This window comes from Pelagicoccus albus, assembly GCF_014230145.1.
Lineage (GTDB): Bacteria > Verrucomicrobiota > Verrucomicrobiia > Opitutales > Opitutaceae > Pelagicoccus > Pelagicoccus albus.
The window spans coordinates 590,437-609,647 of sequence record NZ_JACHVC010000013.1 but is presented as its reverse complement, the minus strand read 5'-3'; the positions used below and the strand labels follow the sequence as shown (position 1 = coordinate 609,647).

The following is a 19,211-nucleotide window of genomic DNA, read 5'->3' as shown; positions in this document are numbered from 1 at the left end:
ACAAAGCCTAACTTTCTGCTAGCTCTCGTTCGTTGGAACGGGAACTTTTTTTGCGTGTATCCAGCAGGTTGAAAAAGGCGTTTAATCCCACTGCGAAGATGATGGCGAGGACTACGTTGCTCGTTACGAGTAGCCGTACGATCAGAGGCCAAGAGGCGGTGGCGTCGGGCAAGGCTTCCAGCCGAATGGGTAGAAGCAGAGAGCAGAGCACTGTTAGCCCGATGGTGTAGGCGTGCCGTATTTCGCTGGTGGACTGAGCGAGTACGCGGATACCCGAGATCGCGATCATAGCGCAAACCAGGAGGAAGACGCCGCCGAGAACGGATCGAGGAAGCGAGACCAACAATGTTCCAAATTTTGGACACAGTCCGTAGAGTGCGAGGATCAAGGCGGCGACTTGGACTACGCGTCGGCTTGCGACTCCGGTAGCGGCGATTACTCCGATATTTTGAGTGTAGCTGGTACAGGGAAGCCCGCCGAAAAGGGAGGCTATAAAACTACCGGCTCCTTCCGCCATGATGCCGCGGTTTATGTGGCGCTTTTGCAGCGGTTCGTCCGATGCTGCGCAGGTGGCGGCATAGTCGCCCAGAGACTCTACGATCGATCCGATGAAACCGATGGTCACAGCGAAAATGGCAGTCGGAATCCATTCCCAGCCAAAACCAGGGCCGCCGTAGGGAAAGAGCTTTGGGATGGCGAACCAAGAAGCTTCTCGCACGGGGCTCCAATCCATTTGGCCGCTGAGGCTGCCGCCTACAAGTCCAACCAAAAGGATGGAGAGCAGGATGGCTCCTCGCGCGAGCAAGCCGCCGAATAGTTTTTGAAATCGCAGCTGCAGGATCAGGACAAAAAGGATGACTGTGGTGGCGAAAGCGAAATTGCTCCAATGGCCACTCCCCACCGCGAGGCGTGTTGCCACCTGTCCCAGGCTCAGGGCGATGCAAATGATGACCGTCCCGATCACGACGGGCGGAAACAGTTTCTTCAAGGGAGACAGCCAGCCCAAGGCTCCGACGATCGTCTGCAGGATCGATGCGATCCAAACTCCGCCCCAAACGGCCGCCAAGCCGATTTGACCCGCGACCGGTGCTATGACTCCGGTCACCATGGCGGAGCAACCTTGGATGATGGGGAGGCGGTTGCCTATGGTTGTTTGCAGGATGGTTGCGATACCCATGGTGAACAGGCAGGCGTTGATCAAGTCGGCCCGTCCACTCACGCTCATGCCAACCGCCGAGGCCACCGCTAGTGGAATTACGAAAGGGGAGATGTCCACCATGGTGTGCTGCCAGGCGTAGAAGAGCGTTTCGCTAAAGCGTTTGGGGCTTTCTTCTATCTTGTAGTGCAGCGTTTGCTTGGGGGAATCTGGATCGGAAGCGGACGGATTAGGCACGGAGGACATCGCGGGGCGCTATGCAAGATTCCTGCCAAAGAAATTCCCGCATCGGCACGTCAGTTGCTAGGGCTGAGGTCTTCTATGTTTATCACTCCTGTCGGCAATCGTTGGTTTTTCACTACCCAAGCGGATCACAGTGTCCTCGTGGGGCAAATCGCATCCTTTTGGGGAAACGAGGAGTTCGCCGTGCCCAAGCCCATGCGATCGATGATAATTGCAGCCGCGGAGCACGACCACGTTTGGGTTCGGGAGGACCATCAGGTTTTGCTTAAACCGGAAGGAGTGCCATTCGACTTTGCGAACCTTCCGTACGATCGGCATACCAGTCTCTATGCTGAGGGTGCCAGGCAGGTCGCTTCGCGAGACCTTTATGCGGGCTTTATGGTTTCCTTGCATGGCATGGGAATCTATAACTACCGTCATGGAACGGATGATACGATGATTCGTCCGCGAAATACGCCCCACGATGCCGAGGTTATAGATGCCTACATGGCTGGGGAGGCGGCCTACCAAAAGTCGCTTCAAGAACAGTTGGCTCCCGAATTCGCTCCTTACTTAGAGGAGGACACGCTTTGGACGAACTACCATATTTTTCAGGTTTGGGATCGGCTTGGGATCTTGTTGAGCAAGTACCAACAAGAGGACTTTATCATTGATCCTGCTCCGCTCGACTACGAAGGCGGCAGCACCAAGCTCGCTTTTACTAGAATCGAAGAAAACCATTTTCGGGTCAGTCCGTATCCGTTTTCCAAACCGAAAGTAAGCTTCAGTTTCATCGCTCGATGGGTGGACCAAATCTCGTTTGACGATGAGGAACAGTATCGCTGCGTGCTTGACCAAACGACGCGTATCCCGGTCACCTATACGTTCGAAGCTTAATCGCCGATTTTATCCAAATTAAAATGTCTGAAAAACCGCTACGTGTAGCAATCGTCGGATCCGGAGTCGCCGGAAGTCTTCTTGCCTACGGACTCTCTAATGATCCTCGCTTCGAAGTGTTCTGTTTCGAGAAGGTTGCGGCCGATGATTATTCTCTCGCCGGGACCGGCCTGAACATCAGCCCAAACTCGATTACCACCCTGCGTAACTTCTATCCAGAGGTCGCCGAGGACCTTTTAGAGAGCAATCTGCCTTGGAAGGAGTTCAACGTTTCGCTGGTAACCGGGGAGCCCTTAATCTCGCTCAACCTGCTCGATGTTGCGGATGATCCGGGGGTGCGTATCCGTTGGGCAGATCTCTACACGCACTGCCGCAAGCCTGTGATGGACAGGATTACCTTCGCGACAGATGTGAAGTCGATCGCCTATGAAGAGGGTGGTGAAACGCTGAAGCTTACCTATACCAACAGCCAGAGCGACACGGTGCATGAGCTCGATGGATTGGACTTAGTCGTGGGAGCAGATGGACGCTATTCTCTGGTTCGCGATACCTTTTTTCCGAAGATCCAATCCCGTTTGTGCGGCATGGGAATTTGCAGAGCTCTTTTCTACGATGAAGGGAAGCCGAACCCATTGCGTGAATACGGACAATGGTTTTTAGGAGCCCACCGTTTGCTCGGTTTCCCGCTTACCAATGGGGCGAACTACTGCACGGCGACTTTCCCGATTCCGATCGAAAGCCAGATTCCTCCCGAAAAGAAATCGGTGGAAGGGCTTTACCAGATGTTCGCCCCCGAAGGCGTTTCTCTCTGCAAGGAGGCGAAATTCATTTTGGAGGGAATCGCTTCGGAAAAAGATAATCTCCATTGGGCCCGTTTCCAAGTATCCGATTTTCAATGGCAGGATGAAGCCGGTCATGTTCTTTTGCTCGGCGATGCCTCTCACGCTATGGTGCCGACCCTTGGACAAGGGGCGACGCAGGCGATTGAGGATGCCTGTGCGGCAGCGGATTCCCTCAAGCTTCTTTATGACGAAAAGAACCGTGGAGGCAGCGTCGTGTCAGCTCTGCAGCATTATCGTGAACGCCGAGAAGCTCGGGTGCAATTTTGCTCGGACCTCAGCGATGACGCCTCCGATACGCTGCGTCCGGATACCGATGTGGTTAAGGATACGCTGCGTAAAGCTCAGCCTCCCTTTCTCGATCAATTGTCTCGTTTGTATCGAGACGTCCCCAAACCCCTCGTTAACTCCTAAGTCTTTGATCCGTGGTAATAATTGATTCCGTAACCAAAAAGTTCGGCGAGCAGTTTGTGGCTCTCCAAGATATTTCGCTCACCATAGACGAAGGTGAATTCGTGGCTATCATCGGCCCTTCCGGCTGCGGAAAGACGACGCTTCTTCGCCTCGTCGCGGATCTAGAGAAACCGACCGAGGGCGAAATTACGATTGAAGGGCATGCTCCCAAAGAAGCGAGACGGCAACATGAGATCGGCCTCGCTTTCCAGCGGCCCGCTCTGATCGATTCCAGAACCGCGCTCAAGAATGTGGAGTTCACGCTAGAAGTGGCGGGCTTGGAAGGTGCCTTGGATCCAAAGGCTTTGCTCGACAGCTTTGGCCTCGGAGATTTCTACAACTACTATCCGCACCAGCTATCTGGTGGTATGCAGCAGCGTGTGAACATTGCGTGTGCCTGCGTGCACAACCCGCGTCTTCTACTTCTCGACGAGCCCTTTGGAGCGCTCGACGAGATGACTCGTGAACGCATGATCTTGTGGATGCGCGATATCCATTTGGCGAACCCGCGTACGACCCTGCTGATTACGCACAGCATTGAAGAAGCAGTGTTGTTAGCCGACCGAATCGTCGTGCTCTCGGCGAAACCAGGACGGATTTCTGAGATCATTTCAATTCCCAGAGACGGTGAAATTGACCGCACTTCGCCGACTCATGTTCGCCACATCGCTGAGGTCCGAAAGGCTCTTCACGCTGTGATGGGCGACGAGTGATTAAGCCGTAATTGGCCAGCAATTACACCATCTTCCGGCGCCAGCGGAAGAGATAGCTTTCGAGGAATCGGATGCCGAGATAGGCAAAGATAGCGATCACGCTGGCCAGCAATCCGACTGCGAATAGACGGTCGCTCCGGTATTCAGTCGAGGCTTGTACGATTAGGTAACCCAAGCCCTCTTGGGCGAAAAACCACTCTGAGACGATTGCTCCCGTTATTGCTCCCGTGAGGGCAATTTCTTGGGCTGCGATAAAGTAGGGCAAGGCCGCCGGCATGCGAACTTTTCGAAATACGGTCCACTGTGAGGCGTTGAGGCTGTAGCAGCGATCAATGAGCACTTGATCCACCTCTCTCAGACCCTTGGACATATTTGCCAGGATCGGAAAGAAGTTGAAGAAAATCACTACCAGAACCTTTGGCGCCAGAGTGTCTCCCATCATTACAATCAGGATACTCGCATAGACGGGCAAAGGTAGGTTCTTGATTAGGATGGTCCAAGGAGTGGAAAACTCCTCGAAGCTCTTCATGTACAGGTAGGTCACCGCGATCGCGATGGCTACGAGGTTAGCTAGTACGTAGCCGAGCAGGGCGATCTTCAGGGTGGCTCCCGTATGGTACATGAGCCGGCCCCATTCCTCCACGAGCACTCCGAAGACTTTAGGGAAGGAAGGAAAGAGGAACTCGCTCGGTTGAAAAATCAAAGTGACCAGTATCCACAGAAGTGGAATGGACAGGAACATTAAGGGAAAGGCGAGACGCTGGCGGTTGTTCATAGTCAGTCAGATTATTTCTCGTCGGCTGCTGCTGCGGGACGACTGGGTAAGATTTGGTTCAGGATAATGCCAAGGATGGCTGCCAGACCGACTCCTCCAAGTTCGATCCCACCGAAGGTCCAAGTCAGTTTGCCGACTCCCACCACCATGATCACCGCGAACACGATGTAGTTCTTGGGGTCTTCAAAATCCACTTTGGCCCGCACAATGGTATTGAGACCCACTGCGGCGATCATACCGAAAACGATGACCATGACTCCGCCCATGACGGGGACTGGCACGGTTCCGAGTAAGGCGCTAAGCTTGCCGCTGAAGGCGAGCAGGATCGAAACGATGGCCCCGATGCGCATGTAGGTAACGGAAAAGGCTTTGGTCAAAGCGACGGCGCCAGTGACTTCTGAATACGTGGTATTGGGAGGGCCGCCGAACAAGCCAGCCAAGGCAGTGGCGATTCCGTCGCCCAAAATAGTTCGGTGCAGGCCAGGATTCTCCAAGTAGTTTTGCTTGGTAACCGATTGGATCGCGAGCACGTCGCCCACATGCTCAACCGCGGGGACAATCGCGACCGGCAGAAAGATTAAGATCGCTCCGATTGACCAAACGGGCATCTCGAATCTGCCTGCCTCGGAAGCGGAGGTCCATGGAAGTTGTATCCAGGGAGCTTCGACAACGGCTGTATAGTCCACGACGCCAAAGGCGATTGAAATGAAATAGCCGACTCCCGCCGCGATGATGATCGGTAGAAGATTCAGCAAACGTCTTTTGGATAGGGCGATGGCGATTGCTACACCGGCCGTAACGGCGGAGAGGATGGCGGCCTGGCCATTAAAGACGCCTGAGGAATCGAAACTGACCGCCATGTCCGAAGCGATTGGGGTCAGACCCAAACCGATGACCATGATGACCGGACCTGTGACAATGGCCGGGAGAACCTTTTGCACCGCGTTGATGCCCCTCCATAGAATTACGGCGGAGAGGATGGCGTATACGATGCCGACGCTGGCCATTCCGCAAAAAGTAGCGCCATACCCAAACTGAGCTAAGGATTGCTGGATCGGGGCCACAAAGGCGAAAGAGCTTGCGAGAAAGACAGGTACTTTCCCCTTGGTGATAAAGGTGAAGACGATCGTTCCCAGTCCCGCAGTGAAAAGGGCGATGGAGGGATCAAGTCCCGTGATGATCGGAATCAGAACCAAAGCTCCGAACGCGACGAAGAGCATTTGCGCTCCGATGACGTAGGTGTGCCAAGCTTTGAGGGAAGGATTGGTGATCGTCGAGCTGAGCTGGGTCATTGCTTTTTGTGGGATGGAGCTTCCGTGATACCGTACTGAACGAGGATAGCGGCTAGCTCGTTCCATCGCTTTTCTGTCATTTGGAGTGGGGCTGTTCCGTCTGTACCCACCACTTGGGCACGCTCGAGTTCGAAGCGTCGTTTTACGAGGACTGGATCAAGGTCGCCGTCCTCCATAAATCCGACTGTGATATCCACGGCCTCCTCTGGGTCGTTTAGCCAATCCTCGACTCCGCGGGACAAGGCGTAGCAGAAGCGTTTGAGCAGGTCGCTGTTTTCCTCGGCGAATTGTTTAGTGACCACGACGACGTCACAGTATTGGTTCCACCCATAGTCCTTGAGCATGAAGTGGGTCCAGTTCCTGATACCCTGGCGTTCCAGATATCTCGGTTCGTTTTGTATCCAGACACCGCGAAAATCGATGACCCGAGATTGCAGGATGAACTGGGCGTTTCCAGTGTTTTGAACCTTTACGAAATCTTCAGGCAAGCCAAGTTTGCGAGCTAGGAAGGGCGGGTACTTTCGGTCGTCCACTCCGACGCCTAGCTTTTTGCCAACCATATCGTAGGGAGTGATCTTCTTCTCGGTGACCTGGTCTTGCGGCACATCGAAATCCAGGGCCATGATCGCGTAGGGATTGTCCTTCTGAAAGGCAGCGATCGCCATCAATCCCATCGGGGTGGCGCTATTTTCGACGAGGATTACATTCTTTCCATGGCTGGTAGTTGCGAGATCTAGAAAGCCGCTGGAAAGTGTCTTCAGATGATCGATACCTGGACCGCCAGAACGAAGCTCCAGCTCGATTCCCACTTCGTCGAAATAACCCTTTTCGATGGCGACGTAAACTGCTGCAAACTGGTCGTTGAGAATCCATGGCATGCCCAGTCGTAAGGTTTGCTTCTCAGCCAGTGGCGGAAACTCCACGACTTCTCCAAACTCCGGGAGGAAATCGTTGGTCATGTAATCGCCGGCGGGCAGATCGGTTTCCACCTCCTCGAGGATTTCCTCGTAAGGACGGGAATCAATATCCGCCAAGCCATCTCCATCTTCTGGTTTGCTACAGCCAGCGACGAAGACGATACCGCAGGCGCATGCGGCTCGAAGTAAATTGGAAAAAGGCACGAGGAAAACGTTAGCCGAAATCGTGCCACGCGAGCGGTCCAAAATCTTGGAAGCTCTCAAGACGACTTAGGATGAAACTTGACCATGATGTCATCCCTCGGGGCCAGAACGACGTCCAACTTCGCCTCGGTCGAAGGAGGCGTTTGGTATTCAATGTCGTAGTAGCGAAGAATGTTACCAACCGCGGTCGGCTGCAGCACACGAGCGAGCGGAACACCGGCGCAGACATGGGCTCCGCCGCCAAATAGGCCATGCACATCCCGATCCGGCATGCCCGAGCCTTCCATGAATCGTTCTGGCTTAAAGGCGAGGGGATCTTCGTAGCATTCGTCGATGTAGTGGCCGAGCGTGTGCAGATGGGTTACCCAAGTCTTGGCTGGAATTTCGTATCCATCGAACTCGAACGCTTTTTTCGTGAGACGGTGGAATGCCATACTTGGAGGACGGAAACGCTCGATTTCCATGCAAGCAGCTTTGAGGCATGGCCACTCTTTCATGTTGGTAAATCGATCCGTTTCCCAATTTGAAAGTTCGGCGTCCATCTTCTCTTTCCACTCCGGAGTTTGTGTGGTCATCAACACGTTCCAAAGCACCATCTGCGAGGTGGTAGTCGATCCCGCCATCATGAGTTGCGACAGATCGTGGATAAGCTCGTAGCGAGGAATCGGCGGCTCGTCTTTGGGATGAGCGGCGAGACTCATGGACAGGACGTCGTTGCCCGGGCTGCCGTTCTTTTCCCGGTCCTCGATGATGGAGTTTAGATAACGGAAGATCTTTTTGCGGCGGTAGATACGATCCGGCCGCAGGTAGTAAAGGTGACGCCAAGGACCCAGTGATTCAGCCTTCAGCATCATCTTGTTGCTGATGGCCATGGTCTCGTCCATCCCGTCCGGCAGCTCGACTTGCATCAAGGCCCGGCTTGTCATCTTTATGATGATACGCATGCAGAACAGGCGAAAAGGAATCCACTCTCCTTTGTTTCTCGCAATCTCGCGATGGATGGATTCTCCCATCGCAGCCGTGTGCGGCATGATAACGCTCGGCTTGAAACCTGCCGTTACGCGGCGGCGTTTTTTCGCGTACTCAACTCCTTCGAGTTGGTTTAAATAGCGGTCGCTGAATTGCTCGCGGAAGTGGCGGTTCGAGGTTGGGTAGTCCCAGAGCTCCTTGTCACCCCAAATGAAGTGGTTCGCTTTCACGCCGGCCATAGCGACTCTTTCCTCGCCATGGTGCTTGATTTTGAAAATAGGTCCCGCCTCGCGGTATGAGTCCACGACCGTTCCGATTGGATCAACAGAGAACGCTTTGTCCCAAGTCTGGGCGACGCCTCGATCGTTCTTGGGTTCGTAGCTGGGAAGGGTGGCGAAGGTCTTTTTAACTTCTTGAATCATTTCTCAGGAGCCTCGGTTTGGGTTAGACGCTGGCTGGTTCGGTCGCTCGAGGAACGATGCGAACCTCGCACGGAGTCTGCGCTTCTCCGCCACTTTGCTCGATCAAGAAAGTGTCGCTTGGTGGAACGTCTTGGAGATCGAAGCTCTTCAGGATCAAGGCGACCATGAGTGGTCCCTGCAGCAGGGTTACGTTTCTACCAACGCAAACGTGAGCTCCTCCGCCGAAGAACCCGTTGTGCTTGGGGCTGAATTTCGCTCCGTCCATGAAACGCTTCGGATCGAAGACGTCCGGATTTTCGAAGTACTGCTCATCGAAATGCATGAAGGGCGGGCAGTAGACGCATAGAGTGCCTTCTGGGATTGTATAGCCTCCGAACTCGAAATCGCGGTTTGGCAGAAGCGGCAAAGTCAGAACCTGCGGGCGGTTGCGTTGTATTTCGAAAGTAAATGCTTTTAGACGCTCCATTCCGGCGACTGCCATGGCGTCGTAGCCATCCCAATCTTCCAGTTCTTCACGCAACCAATCCAGCCATCCCGCTGGCGAGTATATTTCCCGTAACATAGTGATGGTGAAGTGTGTTGTATTTTGGATACCGGCTACGAGGATGTAGTAGAGCTCGTTAACCAGATCGTCGCGAGTGCCCGGTGTTCCTGCTTTTTCTCTCGCCTCGATGACCTGCTGGAAATTGTCATCGGGTGGATTGTCGTCTGCGAGGCGTTCGTCGACGATGCGACCCATGATGTCGAAGGCGGCCTTTTTGTCCTCCAAATAGCTGGGCAAGCTGTAGTGCGCTTCTTGTTTCTGTGGAGACAGGGCCACGCCGGAGATGAAGTGTAATTGCCAGCGAACTAGGATCTCGAATTCCTCGTCGCTCACCGCCGCTTGAGAAACCGTTTCCAGATTGAAGCGAGTTATTACCCGAGGCAACCACTGGCGAAGAGCTACTTTTTCTCCTGCTTCGGCAGCTGCTTTCAAGTGGTCCCGCACGATGGAAGCGATTTTTGGCAGGTAGCGAATGTTGGAACTCACGCTGAACGACTTGTTGATCAGCTTGCGCTTGGCCCGGTGCTTTTCGCCATCGCTCGAGGTGACGTGAGGTTCTCCCAGTTCGCTTAGGAAGGCTCCGCGAGAGTCGCGGTAGCACCAGAGATCGCTGGAGGACCAGACAAATTCGTTCGCCTCCGTTCCGGTCAACAACACGAATTCGCGATCGCTAAAAGAAATACGGCATACCCCGCCATGACGTTTGTGCGCCGCCCGCATAAATTGAAGCGGTCCAGTTTGGAAAGACCAGTTTTCCTCCGTAGGAGCTGCAAAGTACGGGATATTTTCTGTAGTTGTTTTTTCGGACATTGTCAGGCTTTTGACGTTCTAAGCGGATGGGCAAGCGGGCTTCAGCATATTCGATACCCATTTTTCTTCCGACTGGATGAAATTGGCCTGCCTTTAGCTGAATGCCGTTTATGCGAAATTTGTGTCGCCCCGTTTTGACGTTTAGCACCAGCTTGCTCGCCGCTTGTTTTCTTTCCAGTTGCGGCCAAGGCGAGAAGGAATTGGAGGTTCCGGAGGACCTTCCGGAGTCCTTTGCCATTAATTCCGAAGTCGAAAAGACTTACAGCGAAAACCTGAAAGTTATTCGGGAATCTTTGCCGGCGGAGCGTTACGTCGACATGAGCTTTTTGCCGGAGGATGGCGATTACTCGGCTCCAGAGGAGAAGGGTCCAAGCTACGAGCTAACGGTCGGCTTGCCATGGATTTTTAACGACCAGCATGCTCCGCTCTACATCGCGCAAGCGCTTGGCTATTTCGAGGATGAGGGACTCATCGTGGATTTGAGAGAGGGAGGACCAGGAAGAAATCCTTTGGCTCTCTTAGCTGGAGGCTCGGTCGATATTGCGATTTCCTCCAGTGGGAACGCGATCGTCCGTTTGGCCGCGAGCGCCACCGGTGCGGACGTCGTAGCCATCGCCGCCATGAACCGAGGGAGTGGTTACTCTTGGTTGGCTATGGATGAGGATACTCCCAAGGAGCAGCGGTCGGACAAGGTCCTGACGCCCGCAGACTTCTACGGAGCAACAGTGGGGATCCAAGAAGGCGCCGATATGGCAATGACGTTTTTCTTGGAGAATTTTCCTTACCTGAAGGACAAGGTGAAGTTCACGCGGGCGGGATTTACGCCGGATCTTCTCGTGGTCGGAACGATCGATTTTTATGCGGCCATGTACGAGAACCAGCCGCGCCTGATCGAAGGGCAAGGCTTCAAGAATTGGACCGCATTTCGTTTTAGCGACTATGGACTGACCGATTTCGCCAACGTGCACACAGTGAGTCGAGAAATGGCTGAAACGCAGGGACCTGTTTTGCGGCGATATCTGCGAGCAGTGGGACGAGCAGTTCAATTGATGCTCGATGATCCGAAACAGGCGGCGGAGATAACCAAGGGCTACAGCACGACGACCCAATTAACGATCGAGCAAATCCTTCGACGTTTCGACCTGCAGCGTTCCATGATCGAAGCGAGTCCCGGCATGCCTATCTTGTATGCGCCGCTTGATACCTGGGACAGAATTGCATCCCAACTCTATACCTACGAGCAAATAGAATTTTGATCGAATCTCCGAATGTGTTTAGAAAATAGATACGATCTTTTAGTACGAGAAGCACGCTTACTAGGTTTCGATGGCACGACAGATATCGGGATAAAAGCAGGCAAAATCTCAGCCATCGGAAAGCTCGAGAATTGCGAGGCTTCCGAAATGATTGAGGCCAAGGGGCAGCTCGTTTTGCCCGCTTTCGTAAACGCGCATTTCCATCTCTGCAAAGTCTTCACTCTCGATTGGGTGGATGACGCGGCTATCGATGCCTATCATGCTCCCGGTATGGAGAACGCCGGTGAAGCGATCGATCTCGCCGCTCGGGTGAAAGCCCACTATAGCGAGGAGGTCTTGTTGCCTCAGATTACGCGAGCTCTCGAGTGGGCCGAGCGTTATGGAAACCTGTTTTTGCGCGTCTTTGCAGACGTGGATGGTAAAGCCGGTCTGACCGGACTGAAGGCAGTACTCAAAGCCAAGGAACTCTTTGCTGACCGACTCGAGCTGCAAGTCGTCGCCTTCGCCCAGGATGGAATTGTACGGGAGCCCGAAGCCACCGCACTAATGGAAGAAGCGATGCAGCTGGGGGCTGATGTGGTTGGCGGAATCCCATGGATCGAGGATGGGAGTGCTGCCCAGCAAGCGCATGTCGACGAGATATTCCGTCTTGCCCTCAAGTACGATGCTCCGGTTTCCATGTTGTTGGACGATGCCGGAAAACCTGATCTTCGAACTCTGGAGATGATGTGTCGCAAGGCGATCGAAACCGGTTGGCAAGGGCGTTGTCTGGCTCATCATTGTCGTGCACTGAATGTCTATCCCAGCGATTACAAAGAAGAGGTATTGTATCCGTTAATGCGAGACGCAGGAGTTGGATTGGTTAGCAATCCGCACACAGGGCCCATGCATGCCGACCCGAGGGAGCTGGAAGCCTCTGGTGTGGATATTTGCTTGGGGCAGGATGATGTGACTGATGCCTACTATCCCTTTGGGCGAAACAATATGTTGGAAGTCGCTTTTCTGGCTGCCCACGCGTGGATGTTAACCCGCCGCGAGGAAGGGGATAAACTTTTGGAAATGGTTACCTCCAGAGCGGCTAAAGCCATGGGGCTGAAGGCTTACGGCATAGAGGAGGGCAATGAAGCGAACCTCGTATTGGTCAAGGGAGACACTGCCCGCGAGGCCTTGCGTTTTCACGAGCCGCTTACGGTGATTCGAAAAGGACGGATCGTGACTCCGGCCTAATCGTTTGAATCGCTTACTGGGCTGCCGGCGGCAAGGGAAGCTCTGGCAGGACTGTCTCCAAAATTTGGGCGCCGGCCAATACGCGAGCGTCTTCCCAGCGAGGTCCCGCGATTTGAAGTCCTACCGGAAGACCACGCTTGGTGAGCCCGACAGGGGCGGAAGCAGCGGGACCGCTTAGTAGCGTGAGAAGAAAGGTTTGGGCTACCCAATCGATGTATGACTGCATCGGTTTGCCGTTAATGGTCTCAGGGTAATTCTGTTCAACTGGAAACGGCTCGATCGGCATGCAAGGAGTGAGGAGCAGGTCGAAGTTTTTCCAAATCGCTTGCACGCGAGCGTAGATTTCACCGCGCTTTTTCTCCGCTTTTGCCAAGTCCAGAGAGGTAACCTTAAGGCCTTGCTCTATGTTTCCGCGTAGGTTGGGGCCGAGCTGATCCAACTTATCCAGTTTGTCCAGATGATGATTCATCATGAACTGTCCACGCAGAGCCAAAAAGGCATCTCGTCCGTCGCTAAGATCCAGCTCGATTTCTTCGACGATGTGTCCCGCTTTCGCGAGGGATTTTACCTTTTCTTCGATGAGCGAGGCGATTTCCGCGTCAACCTCCAGACCGCTGATGCTCGGACACCAAGCGAATCGCATAGGCTTTGGGGCCGCCGCGAAATCGTCCAAAACAGAAAGAAAGGACGCCGCAGGCTTGTTGGCCGAAATGGGCGAGTGGCTGCTGTATCCAGATATCGAATCCAGCATGAGGGCGACGTCTTTCGCGTTGCGGGCCATGGGGCCTTGTGTGCGAATCACATCCCAAGGCGAAGCGCTTTCCACGGTTGGAACGAGGCCAATGGTGGGTCGCAAACCAAGCACTCCGCAAAACGATGCAGGGATGCGAAGGGATCCGCCCATGTCTGAGCCCTCGGCCAGAGGAGACAAGCGGGCGGTCAAAGCGGCTGCACCGCCACCTGTGGATCCGCCCGCAGTGAGTTCGGTATTCCACGGATTGCGTGTTGGTCCGAAGAGTGGGTTGGTGGCGTGGGCTCCGGCCGCAAACTCCGAGGTGTTGGTTTTTCCGAGGATTATGGCGCCTGCCGCCTTTAGGCGAGCGACCACCAGGTCGTCTTGCTGCGGGACGTTGTTCCGATAGAGGGGGGAACCGTAGGTGGTTAAGATTTTTGCAGTGGGCGTGACATCCTTGATGGCGACCGGAACACCATGGAGGGGGCCGACGGGCGTCGACTTGTTGTCCAATTCTTTAGCCGCGCTCACTGCGTGGTCTGCGGCGACGGTGCAATACGCGTTGACCGAAGGATTCAACTTTTCGATACGCTGCAGATAGGCGGCAACGACTTCGCTGGCGGAAACTTGTTTTTGGCGGACTAGAGCGGCCAGTTCCGTGGCGCTTAAAAGTGGGATTTCGTTGGCTTGCACTGGGAGGAATTGAGAGCCGACGGTGGCACAAGCTCAAGGCCTTTTCGTAATCACGGCTACCAATCCGCCGCCATCCGGTCCTTGGTGCTCAGCTCCCCCTGAGACGAAAATCCGTCCATCTCCAAAAACGCTGGCCACTAAACCGCCCAAGGCTCCGCGTATGTGGCGTTGGGCGTTTATGTCGGTGTCGTCCAACATGGTATGGCGAAATCCGCGCACTTGGCCGCGACGATCCGGTTCGCATTTCACTAGCACTCCACAGACCTCGCTTGTTTGAGCCTTGCTAGTCTCCCGGAGTTTCAGAACTGCATCCAGATCGAGCGCGTCAACCATGGAGGTGGCATCGATTTGGTAGTGGCCGCTCCAATCAGGACTGTTCCCCAACACAATGACTTCGACTGCGGACACCTCCACTCCGGACGACACGCTAGCACGATTGGAGAAAAGGCTGTAGTCGCTCAACATCGCTTCTGCAGACAGTTGATCCTCCGACAACTCGCCCAGAGCGAGGGCGACTCCCCAAGCTCCAGCGACACGTGAAAGGGCCATGGCCCGATTCGGATCTCCTGAGCAAAGGCTTTTGCCCGCTGCGACTGCTTGTTTTGCGGCGGCTACGGTGAAGCAGGGGCACTTCAGTTGCACGAAGGAGACATCGTCGGGATTGGAAATCTGCGCGTCCTCCATCGCTCTCTTCACTGCCTCTAAAGTGAGCTTCCAATGAGTTTCCGTTCCAATCTCCCAGGCTTCGATGGGGCGAGTCATGGCGACTCCCAAAGCGAGCGCTTTATCTCCGCTTGCGGGAGGTATCTCGGTTTGCGAGCGGGTCAAGACGACGTAGTGCGGGCTGAGTACACCTTCGGTTCCGCCGGAAAGCACGCAGGGGATTTTCTCCGCGAGTTCCTCGATCGTGGCGTCGAGGTATTTTGAAAGCAGCAACATCAAGGACTGAGTGAAGTAGCCGCGGGTAAAGTCATTTACTCCTCCGTTCCCCTCGGTCTTACCAATGATGGCGACGATGTCCGCTGACTTGATTCGTCCTTCGATGATTTCCTGATCCAGAGCGGACAGATCGCCCGGATGTTTCATGGTCAGCCGGGTAGCTTTGGCGGTGGGGTATTGCTTCATTCGCTCGTCGTTTGAAGTTGGGGAGGCATCTTTTCGATGACGCCGTAGTAGAGGAGGATGGCGGCGGTACGTTCCCAGGTTTCCGGGTCGATGCTGAGCATGGGAGCGTCACCGACGGGGAGGGAAAGATCGCTCTGATAAGCGAGGCGTTTGCCGATCAGTTCCAAGGTCAGACTCGTTTCGGGAATAGCCGCTTTCACGATCTCGGCCGACTCTTCCGGATTTTCTATGATGAACTCGACCGCTCGCGAAAGGGCCCAGAGATAGCGGGAAATCTTCTCCGGTTCGTTTTCGACAGTGGAGCGTGTAGTCATAATTACATTACCAAAATCAGCCCAACCATGCTCTGCGAACTCCCAGACAAACCAGTTCTTGTGGCCGCGAGCTTCCAGCATACGGGGCATATTATCCATCCAACAGGTCATGAATTCGAAGGCGCCTTCGAGCAGTGGTTCGATGGCGGTAGAGGTTCTTTTGATTTCTACTTCGTCTGGCGAAACGCCCATCTGTTCAAGGGTGAAAGCGGTTAGGTACTCTGACCCCGGTTCCGCTCCAATTCGTTGGCCGCGAAAGTCTTCCGCTGTAATTTTCCTTTCCGATCTTTGATCGGATGGAGTTTTCGGATCGAGGCCGACCCAGGCGTAAGGATATTTTCGAAACAGAGCTCCGACTGCGATCGCATCTCCTCCGGTGCGACTGTGCTGAAGGCGAATAAGAGCGCTTCCATTTGAGGATGAAACGAAGTCAATCTGTCCGGCCACAAGCAAGCCGATCGGGTTTTTGCCGGGTCCGCCGGGGATGAGTTCTACCTCGAATCCCGCGTCGCGAAAGTAGCCTTTGCTCTGGGCAATGTAGTAGGCGGCAAATTGGTCGTTGGCGATCCATGACAAGCCGACCGTCAGCGGTTCGAGCGGCGCGTCAGCTGGTACAGGATCGAAGGATTTCCCGGTGAAATCGTTGTTGAGATAGGTCGTTGGCTTTAGGACTTCCTTAACGTCGACTAACGCATCTTCGATCGAGGGGTATTGGGGTTCTACCAAAAAGGCCGCGTTCTTTCCCTTGTTTTCTTCGGGTGAATCTGGGTTTTGGCCGCATCCAGCCAAGAGCCCGATGGCGACCAGAGCAATTGCGGCGGGTATCGGTTTTCTAATCATTGGGAGGAGGGGCTTGCACGTTTTATGCCGAACGTATTGCCGAAAGGAGGAGTTGAAATGTGGGCACAAAAAAACGCCTCTCCGGGTGGAGAGGCGCTGATTTAATTATTGCACGTAATTAGAATTTATAAGTCGCGGTCAGTGCGGCTTCACGTCCGGAACCGGCTAGAACCAAAGTATCGAAGAAGAGGTTCTGGCTCTTGTACCAGTCGAGGTTGTCGAAGAGGTTATCCACGTTGAGACGAACCGAGAAATTGTCGGTAAACTCGTATCCAACAGACATGTTAACCAAATAGTATTCTGGGAGTGTGATGTAGCCTGTCCAACCAGCTTCAACCTCAGCTGTATATTCGAGACCGGTAGTTATGCTCAAACCGTAGTCGGATAGGTATGACACGTAGAGCGAGTAGTTGTGGTCGGGACGACCTGGTTCTTCCGCTCCTGATCCTGAAAATTCCTCCACGAGAGGACCTCCGAAGGAGTTGAAACGAAGACCCCCATAAGCGGCGAAGGCTTCCTCGATCGTGATGCCCATGCGGTCCGCGATGAGAGGAATGCCGGTACCAAGGAGGCTGGTTGCCGACGGACGAGTAGTCTTTGAAGTGTTCAGCGCGAAGGTAGCGAAGAGATTGTCGCTGGCTGCCCAACGAGCGCTGAATTCGACACCCTTGGTGTTCTCGTCGATGTTAGCGGCCAACTGCGAGTTGTACTCGGTACGGTTTTGCTCGTACGCCGCGACGCTAATAGTGAGGGAATCGTCGAGGAAGCTTCCTTTGACACCAAGCTCCATCAAGTCCGAATCTTGCAAGTAGCTACCAGCGGAAATGGTTCCCACATCAACTTCGGAAGCTTGTCCGTCGTTGATGAAGGTCGACTTCGCAAATGTGAAGTAAGGAATCAGTCCCATGCCTGTGCGGTAGCTCAAGCTGGCATTGACCGCTGAATACGAATCGCTCGCCTCCGCTCCTGGCGTACCGGCGAGAACGTTGACGCGGTTAAGGAAGCCGTAGTTGGTAGACTCGATATCGATTTCGTGGATGCTCGCACCTACGTTTAGGAGAATGCTGTCGGCGAATGTGAAATCGCCGGTGACGAATGCTCCGAGGTCATCGTAAACGGTATCGATGATATTGTCGTAGATGTTAACCGAACGGTCGAAGTAGTCTGGAATGGCAGTCTTGTCACCACCTGGAATCGTCGCGATAGCGATACGTGTGTTAGCGGTAACCGGTTGCGATAGGTCGCGGTAGTTGAAGGGCTCAGTTAGGAAGTCCGCGAGCATGTACGTATCCAAGTGACGGAAGGTGCCTCCGAATACGAAGGTTGCGTCGAAGTTCTCCTTTTCATCCATATCGTAGACGAAAGTGAGCTTGTTTTCCCATACCGCGGAATCGTAGTCGTTGTTGAAACCGTAAGTGGTATTACGAGCGGTTTCGTAGGCGTCATAGAAAAATTGATACTTCCAAGTCAGGTTACCTCCGGGATTACCCTTCAGGTCGAAGAAGGCGGTCAAGTTTTCGCCATAGCCGTAGTCCTCGGGTTCCGTGAAACCGACACTGTTGCTTAGTTGCGTCGTACCGGTGATGTCGAGAGTCGCAATGGAAAGACCGGTTTCGGAATCGATCGTATTGGCTGCTACCCAGTCGTCGAGAAGAAGGCCACCTACAGTAAGGTTGCCGTCAGCATCGGCGGACAAGCCCGGGATACGGTTTGTGAACTGAGCGAAACCATTTCCGGCGTCGACTTCGTCTGGCTCGAGGCGGCCGCTTCCATCTCGGTCAAGGTTTGTAATAGACAAGTCTCCAGTGATGTAAGTCTTGTTGTCGATCAGGTCTTGAGTCACGCGGTTCCAGCCTGGATTTTGGATCTGGCTGAGGTCTGCGTACATGAAGCCGGTTTCCAGGGTGATGGTGTCGGTGAGATCCTGAACGATGTTGGCCTGGAAGATGGTGTCTTCATTACCTAGGTAATCATAGAAGCTTCCTGAATCTTCGTATTCGAGATAGAAATACGCGCCACCCGCTTTGTCGCCTAGCTTGTAAGGGATACCTGTTTCAGCCGTAACTTGGAACTTATCATAAGTTCCCACAGTTACGGTGTACTTTCCAGTGGCGTCTGTCTGGTACTTGGTGTTGTCGCCACGAGCGGTTCTTGGGAAGTAGTTGAGGATACCGCCAACGGAGCCCGCTCCGTATTGGACGGGAGGAATGCCCTTGATGAGTTCGAAACGGTCTGCTGCTCCGATCGGAGTACGGAAATTACCGCGATTCTTCAGCTTCTTGAACCCGCGGAAGTAGTTCTCCGCTTCCACGTTACGCACGTCGACGTTACCCTCGATGCCGAACTGATTGTTCGTGTATGCGCCAGATGCAACCGCGGCGATACGGCCCACTGAGTCGATGCCGTAGGACTCGAGGATATCGCCTTCGACGATATCAACGGAACGTGGGATTTCTAGCTGTGATTTGGCATAACCAAAAACGGAATCAACAGGCCGAGTCGGCAAGATTCCGAGAGGGTCGGAAACCTCCTCTTCAAAGGAGACTTCCTCGAGTTCTTCAACTTCGGAGTCTTGGGCATGTAGGGCTCCAGCTGCCAGGAAAACGGAGCTAATGCACAAGTATTTATATAGCGGGTCATTCATAGTGTGAGATCTTTTTAGGAACCGTTTGTTGTTGTTGGATCAATAACTCGGCCTTGAGCAGGCAACGTGCCAAGGACGTGACATTAAGCTGCGGTGAAAAATGAAAAATAATCATACTTCACATGAACCTTTCCAGATGGCCAGAATGGCATCGCTTTTGGGTGAG

The 19,211-nt window shown here is 53.9% G+C and carries 15 protein-coding genes; 5 read left to right on the top strand and 10 right to left on the bottom strand.

Going from position 1 to position 19,211, the window contains the following annotated elements; all coding sequences use genetic code 11:
• Positions 1-7: 7 nt before the first annotated feature.
• Positions 8-1,402, bottom strand: coding sequence for a uracil-xanthine permease family protein (locus H5P27_RS17845; RefSeq protein WP_185661785.1), 1,395 nt, complete (start codon positions 1,400-1,402; stop codon positions 8-10).
• Positions 1,403-1,477: 75 nt separating this feature from the next.
• On the opposite strand from H5P27_RS17845, the gene H5P27_RS17840 reads away from it, so the two are divergent.
• Genes H5P27_RS17840 through H5P27_RS17830 form a run of 3 tightly spaced genes read left to right on the top strand, consistent with a single transcriptional unit; the run spans position 1,478 to position 4,280 of the window.
• Positions 1,478-2,275 (top strand): DUF3891 family protein, encoded by a 798-nt coding sequence (locus tag H5P27_RS17840; protein ID WP_185661784.1) that lies wholly within the window; start codon positions 1,478-1,480, stop codon positions 2,273-2,275.
• A gap of 23 nt (positions 2,276-2,298) precedes the next feature.
• Positions 2,299-3,528 carry an FAD-dependent monooxygenase gene (locus H5P27_RS17835; RefSeq protein WP_185661783.1) on the top strand — a complete coding sequence of 410 codons (1,230 nt, stop codon included), beginning with the start codon at positions 2,299-2,301 and terminating at the stop codon, positions 3,526-3,528.
• Between the two features lie 11 nt (positions 3,529-3,539).
• Entirely contained in the window at positions 3,540-4,280 is a 741-nt protein-coding gene (locus H5P27_RS17830) for an ATP-binding cassette domain-containing protein (protein WP_185661782.1), read from the top strand.
• A gap of 22 nt (positions 4,281-4,302) precedes the next feature.
• Here the strand turns inward: H5P27_RS17830 and H5P27_RS17825 are convergent, their stop codons facing one another.
• The 5 genes from H5P27_RS17825 to H5P27_RS17805 are packed head-to-tail and all read right to left on the bottom strand — an operon-like array spanning position 4,303 to position 10,213.
• Positions 4,303-5,055 (bottom strand): ABC transporter permease, encoded by a 753-nt coding sequence (locus H5P27_RS17825; RefSeq protein WP_185661781.1) that lies wholly within the window; start codon positions 5,053-5,055, stop codon positions 4,303-4,305.
• An 11-nt stretch (positions 5,056-5,066) separates the two neighbouring features.
• A complete protein-coding gene (locus H5P27_RS17820; RefSeq protein ID WP_185661780.1) occupies positions 5,067-6,347 on the bottom strand; it encodes a uracil-xanthine permease family protein in 1,281 nt (426 codons plus the stop codon).
• Complete coding sequence (locus H5P27_RS17815) at positions 6,344-7,528, bottom strand: ABC transporter substrate-binding protein (protein WP_185661779.1); 1,185 nt, start codon at positions 7,526-7,528, stop codon at positions 6,344-6,346. Before H5P27_RS17815 ends, H5P27_RS17820 begins: the two co-directional genes overlap by 4 nt.
• Entirely contained in the window at positions 7,525-8,859 is a 1,335-nt protein-coding gene (locus H5P27_RS17810; protein ID WP_185661778.1) for a cytochrome P450, read from the bottom strand. The genes H5P27_RS17815 and H5P27_RS17810 overlap by 4 nt, the downstream gene beginning before the upstream one ends.
• Positions 8,860-8,881: 22 nt before the next feature.
• Positions 8,882-10,213, bottom strand: coding sequence for a cytochrome P450 (locus H5P27_RS17805; protein WP_185661777.1), 1,332 nt, complete (start codon positions 10,211-10,213; stop codon positions 8,882-8,884).
• Between the two features lie 134 nt (positions 10,214-10,347).
• Here H5P27_RS17805 and H5P27_RS17800 point away from each other — a divergent pair, with 134 nt between their 5' ends.
• Both H5P27_RS17800 and H5P27_RS17795 read left to right on the top strand, forming a co-directional pair.
• A complete protein-coding gene (locus tag H5P27_RS17800; protein WP_221774781.1) occupies positions 10,348-11,469 on the top strand; it encodes an ABC transporter substrate-binding protein in 1,122 nt (373 codons plus the stop codon).
• A 12-nt stretch (positions 11,470-11,481) separates the two neighbouring features.
• Positions 11,482-12,696, top strand: coding sequence for an amidohydrolase family protein (locus H5P27_RS17795; protein WP_185661775.1), 1,215 nt, complete (start codon positions 11,482-11,484; stop codon positions 12,694-12,696).
• Positions 12,697-12,709: 13 nt separating this feature from the next.
• On the opposite strand, the gene H5P27_RS17790 is transcribed toward H5P27_RS17795, so the two are convergent.
• The 4 genes from H5P27_RS17790 to H5P27_RS17775 form a co-directional block, all read right to left on the bottom strand.
• Complete coding sequence (locus tag H5P27_RS17790) at positions 12,710-14,122, bottom strand: amidase family protein (RefSeq protein ID WP_185661774.1); 1,413 nt, start codon at positions 14,120-14,122, stop codon at positions 12,710-12,712.
• 33 nt (positions 14,123-14,155) lie between these two features.
• Positions 14,156-15,247, bottom strand: coding sequence for a cyanuric acid amidohydrolase (gene atzD, locus H5P27_RS17785; RefSeq protein WP_185661773.1), 1,092 nt, complete (start codon positions 15,245-15,247; stop codon positions 14,156-14,158).
• Positions 15,244-16,401 (bottom strand): ABC transporter substrate-binding protein, encoded by a 1,158-nt coding sequence (locus H5P27_RS17780; protein WP_185661772.1) that lies wholly within the window; start codon positions 16,399-16,401, stop codon positions 15,244-15,246. The genes atzD and H5P27_RS17780 overlap by 4 nt, the downstream gene beginning before the upstream one ends.
• 118 nt (positions 16,402-16,519) lie before the next feature.
• Positions 16,520-19,045: a TonB-dependent siderophore receptor gene (locus tag H5P27_RS17775; RefSeq protein WP_185661771.1), complete on the bottom strand. Its 2,526-nt coding sequence runs from the start codon at positions 19,043-19,045 to the stop codon at positions 16,520-16,522.
• Positions 19,046-19,211: the final 166 nt, after the last annotated feature.

Bases quoted from the DNA above. Each gene is read 5' to 3' on its own strand.
- H5P27_RS17845 (WP_185661785.1), bottom strand. From the start codon at position 1,402: ATGTCCTCCGTGCCTAATCCGTCCGCTTCCGATCCAGATTCCCCCAAG.
- H5P27_RS17780 (WP_185661772.1), bottom strand. From the start codon at position 16,401: ATGATTAGAAAACCGATACCCGCCGCAATTGCTCTGGTCGCCATCGGG.
- H5P27_RS17810 (WP_185661778.1), bottom strand. From the start codon at position 8,859: ATGATTCAAGAAGTTAAAAAGACCTTCGCCACCCTTCCCAGCTACGAA.
- H5P27_RS17795 (WP_185661775.1), top strand. From the start codon at position 11,482: ATGTGTTTAGAAAATAGATACGATCTTTTAGTACGAGAAGCACGCTTA.
- H5P27_RS17805 (WP_185661777.1), bottom strand. From the start codon at position 10,213: ATGTCCGAAAAAACAACTACAGAAAATATCCCGTACTTTGCAGCTCCT.
- H5P27_RS17835 (WP_185661783.1), top strand. From the start codon at position 2,299: ATGTCTGAAAAACCGCTACGTGTAGCAATCGTCGGATCCGGAGTCGCC.
- H5P27_RS17825 (WP_185661781.1), bottom strand. From the start codon at position 5,055: ATGAACAACCGCCAGCGTCTCGCCTTTCCCTTAATGTTCCTGTCCATT.
- H5P27_RS17840 (WP_185661784.1), top strand. From the start codon at position 1,478: ATGTTTATCACTCCTGTCGGCAATCGTTGGTTTTTCACTACCCAAGCG.
- H5P27_RS17775 (WP_185661771.1), bottom strand. From the start codon at position 19,045: ATGAATGACCCGCTATATAAATACTTGTGCATTAGCTCCGTTTTCCTG.
- atzD (WP_185661773.1), bottom strand. From the start codon at position 15,247: ATGAAGCAATACCCCACCGCCAAAGCTACCCGGCTGACCATGAAACAT.
- H5P27_RS17820 (WP_185661780.1), bottom strand. From the start codon at position 6,347: ATGACCCAGCTCAGCTCGACGATCACCAATCCTTCCCTCAAAGCTTGG.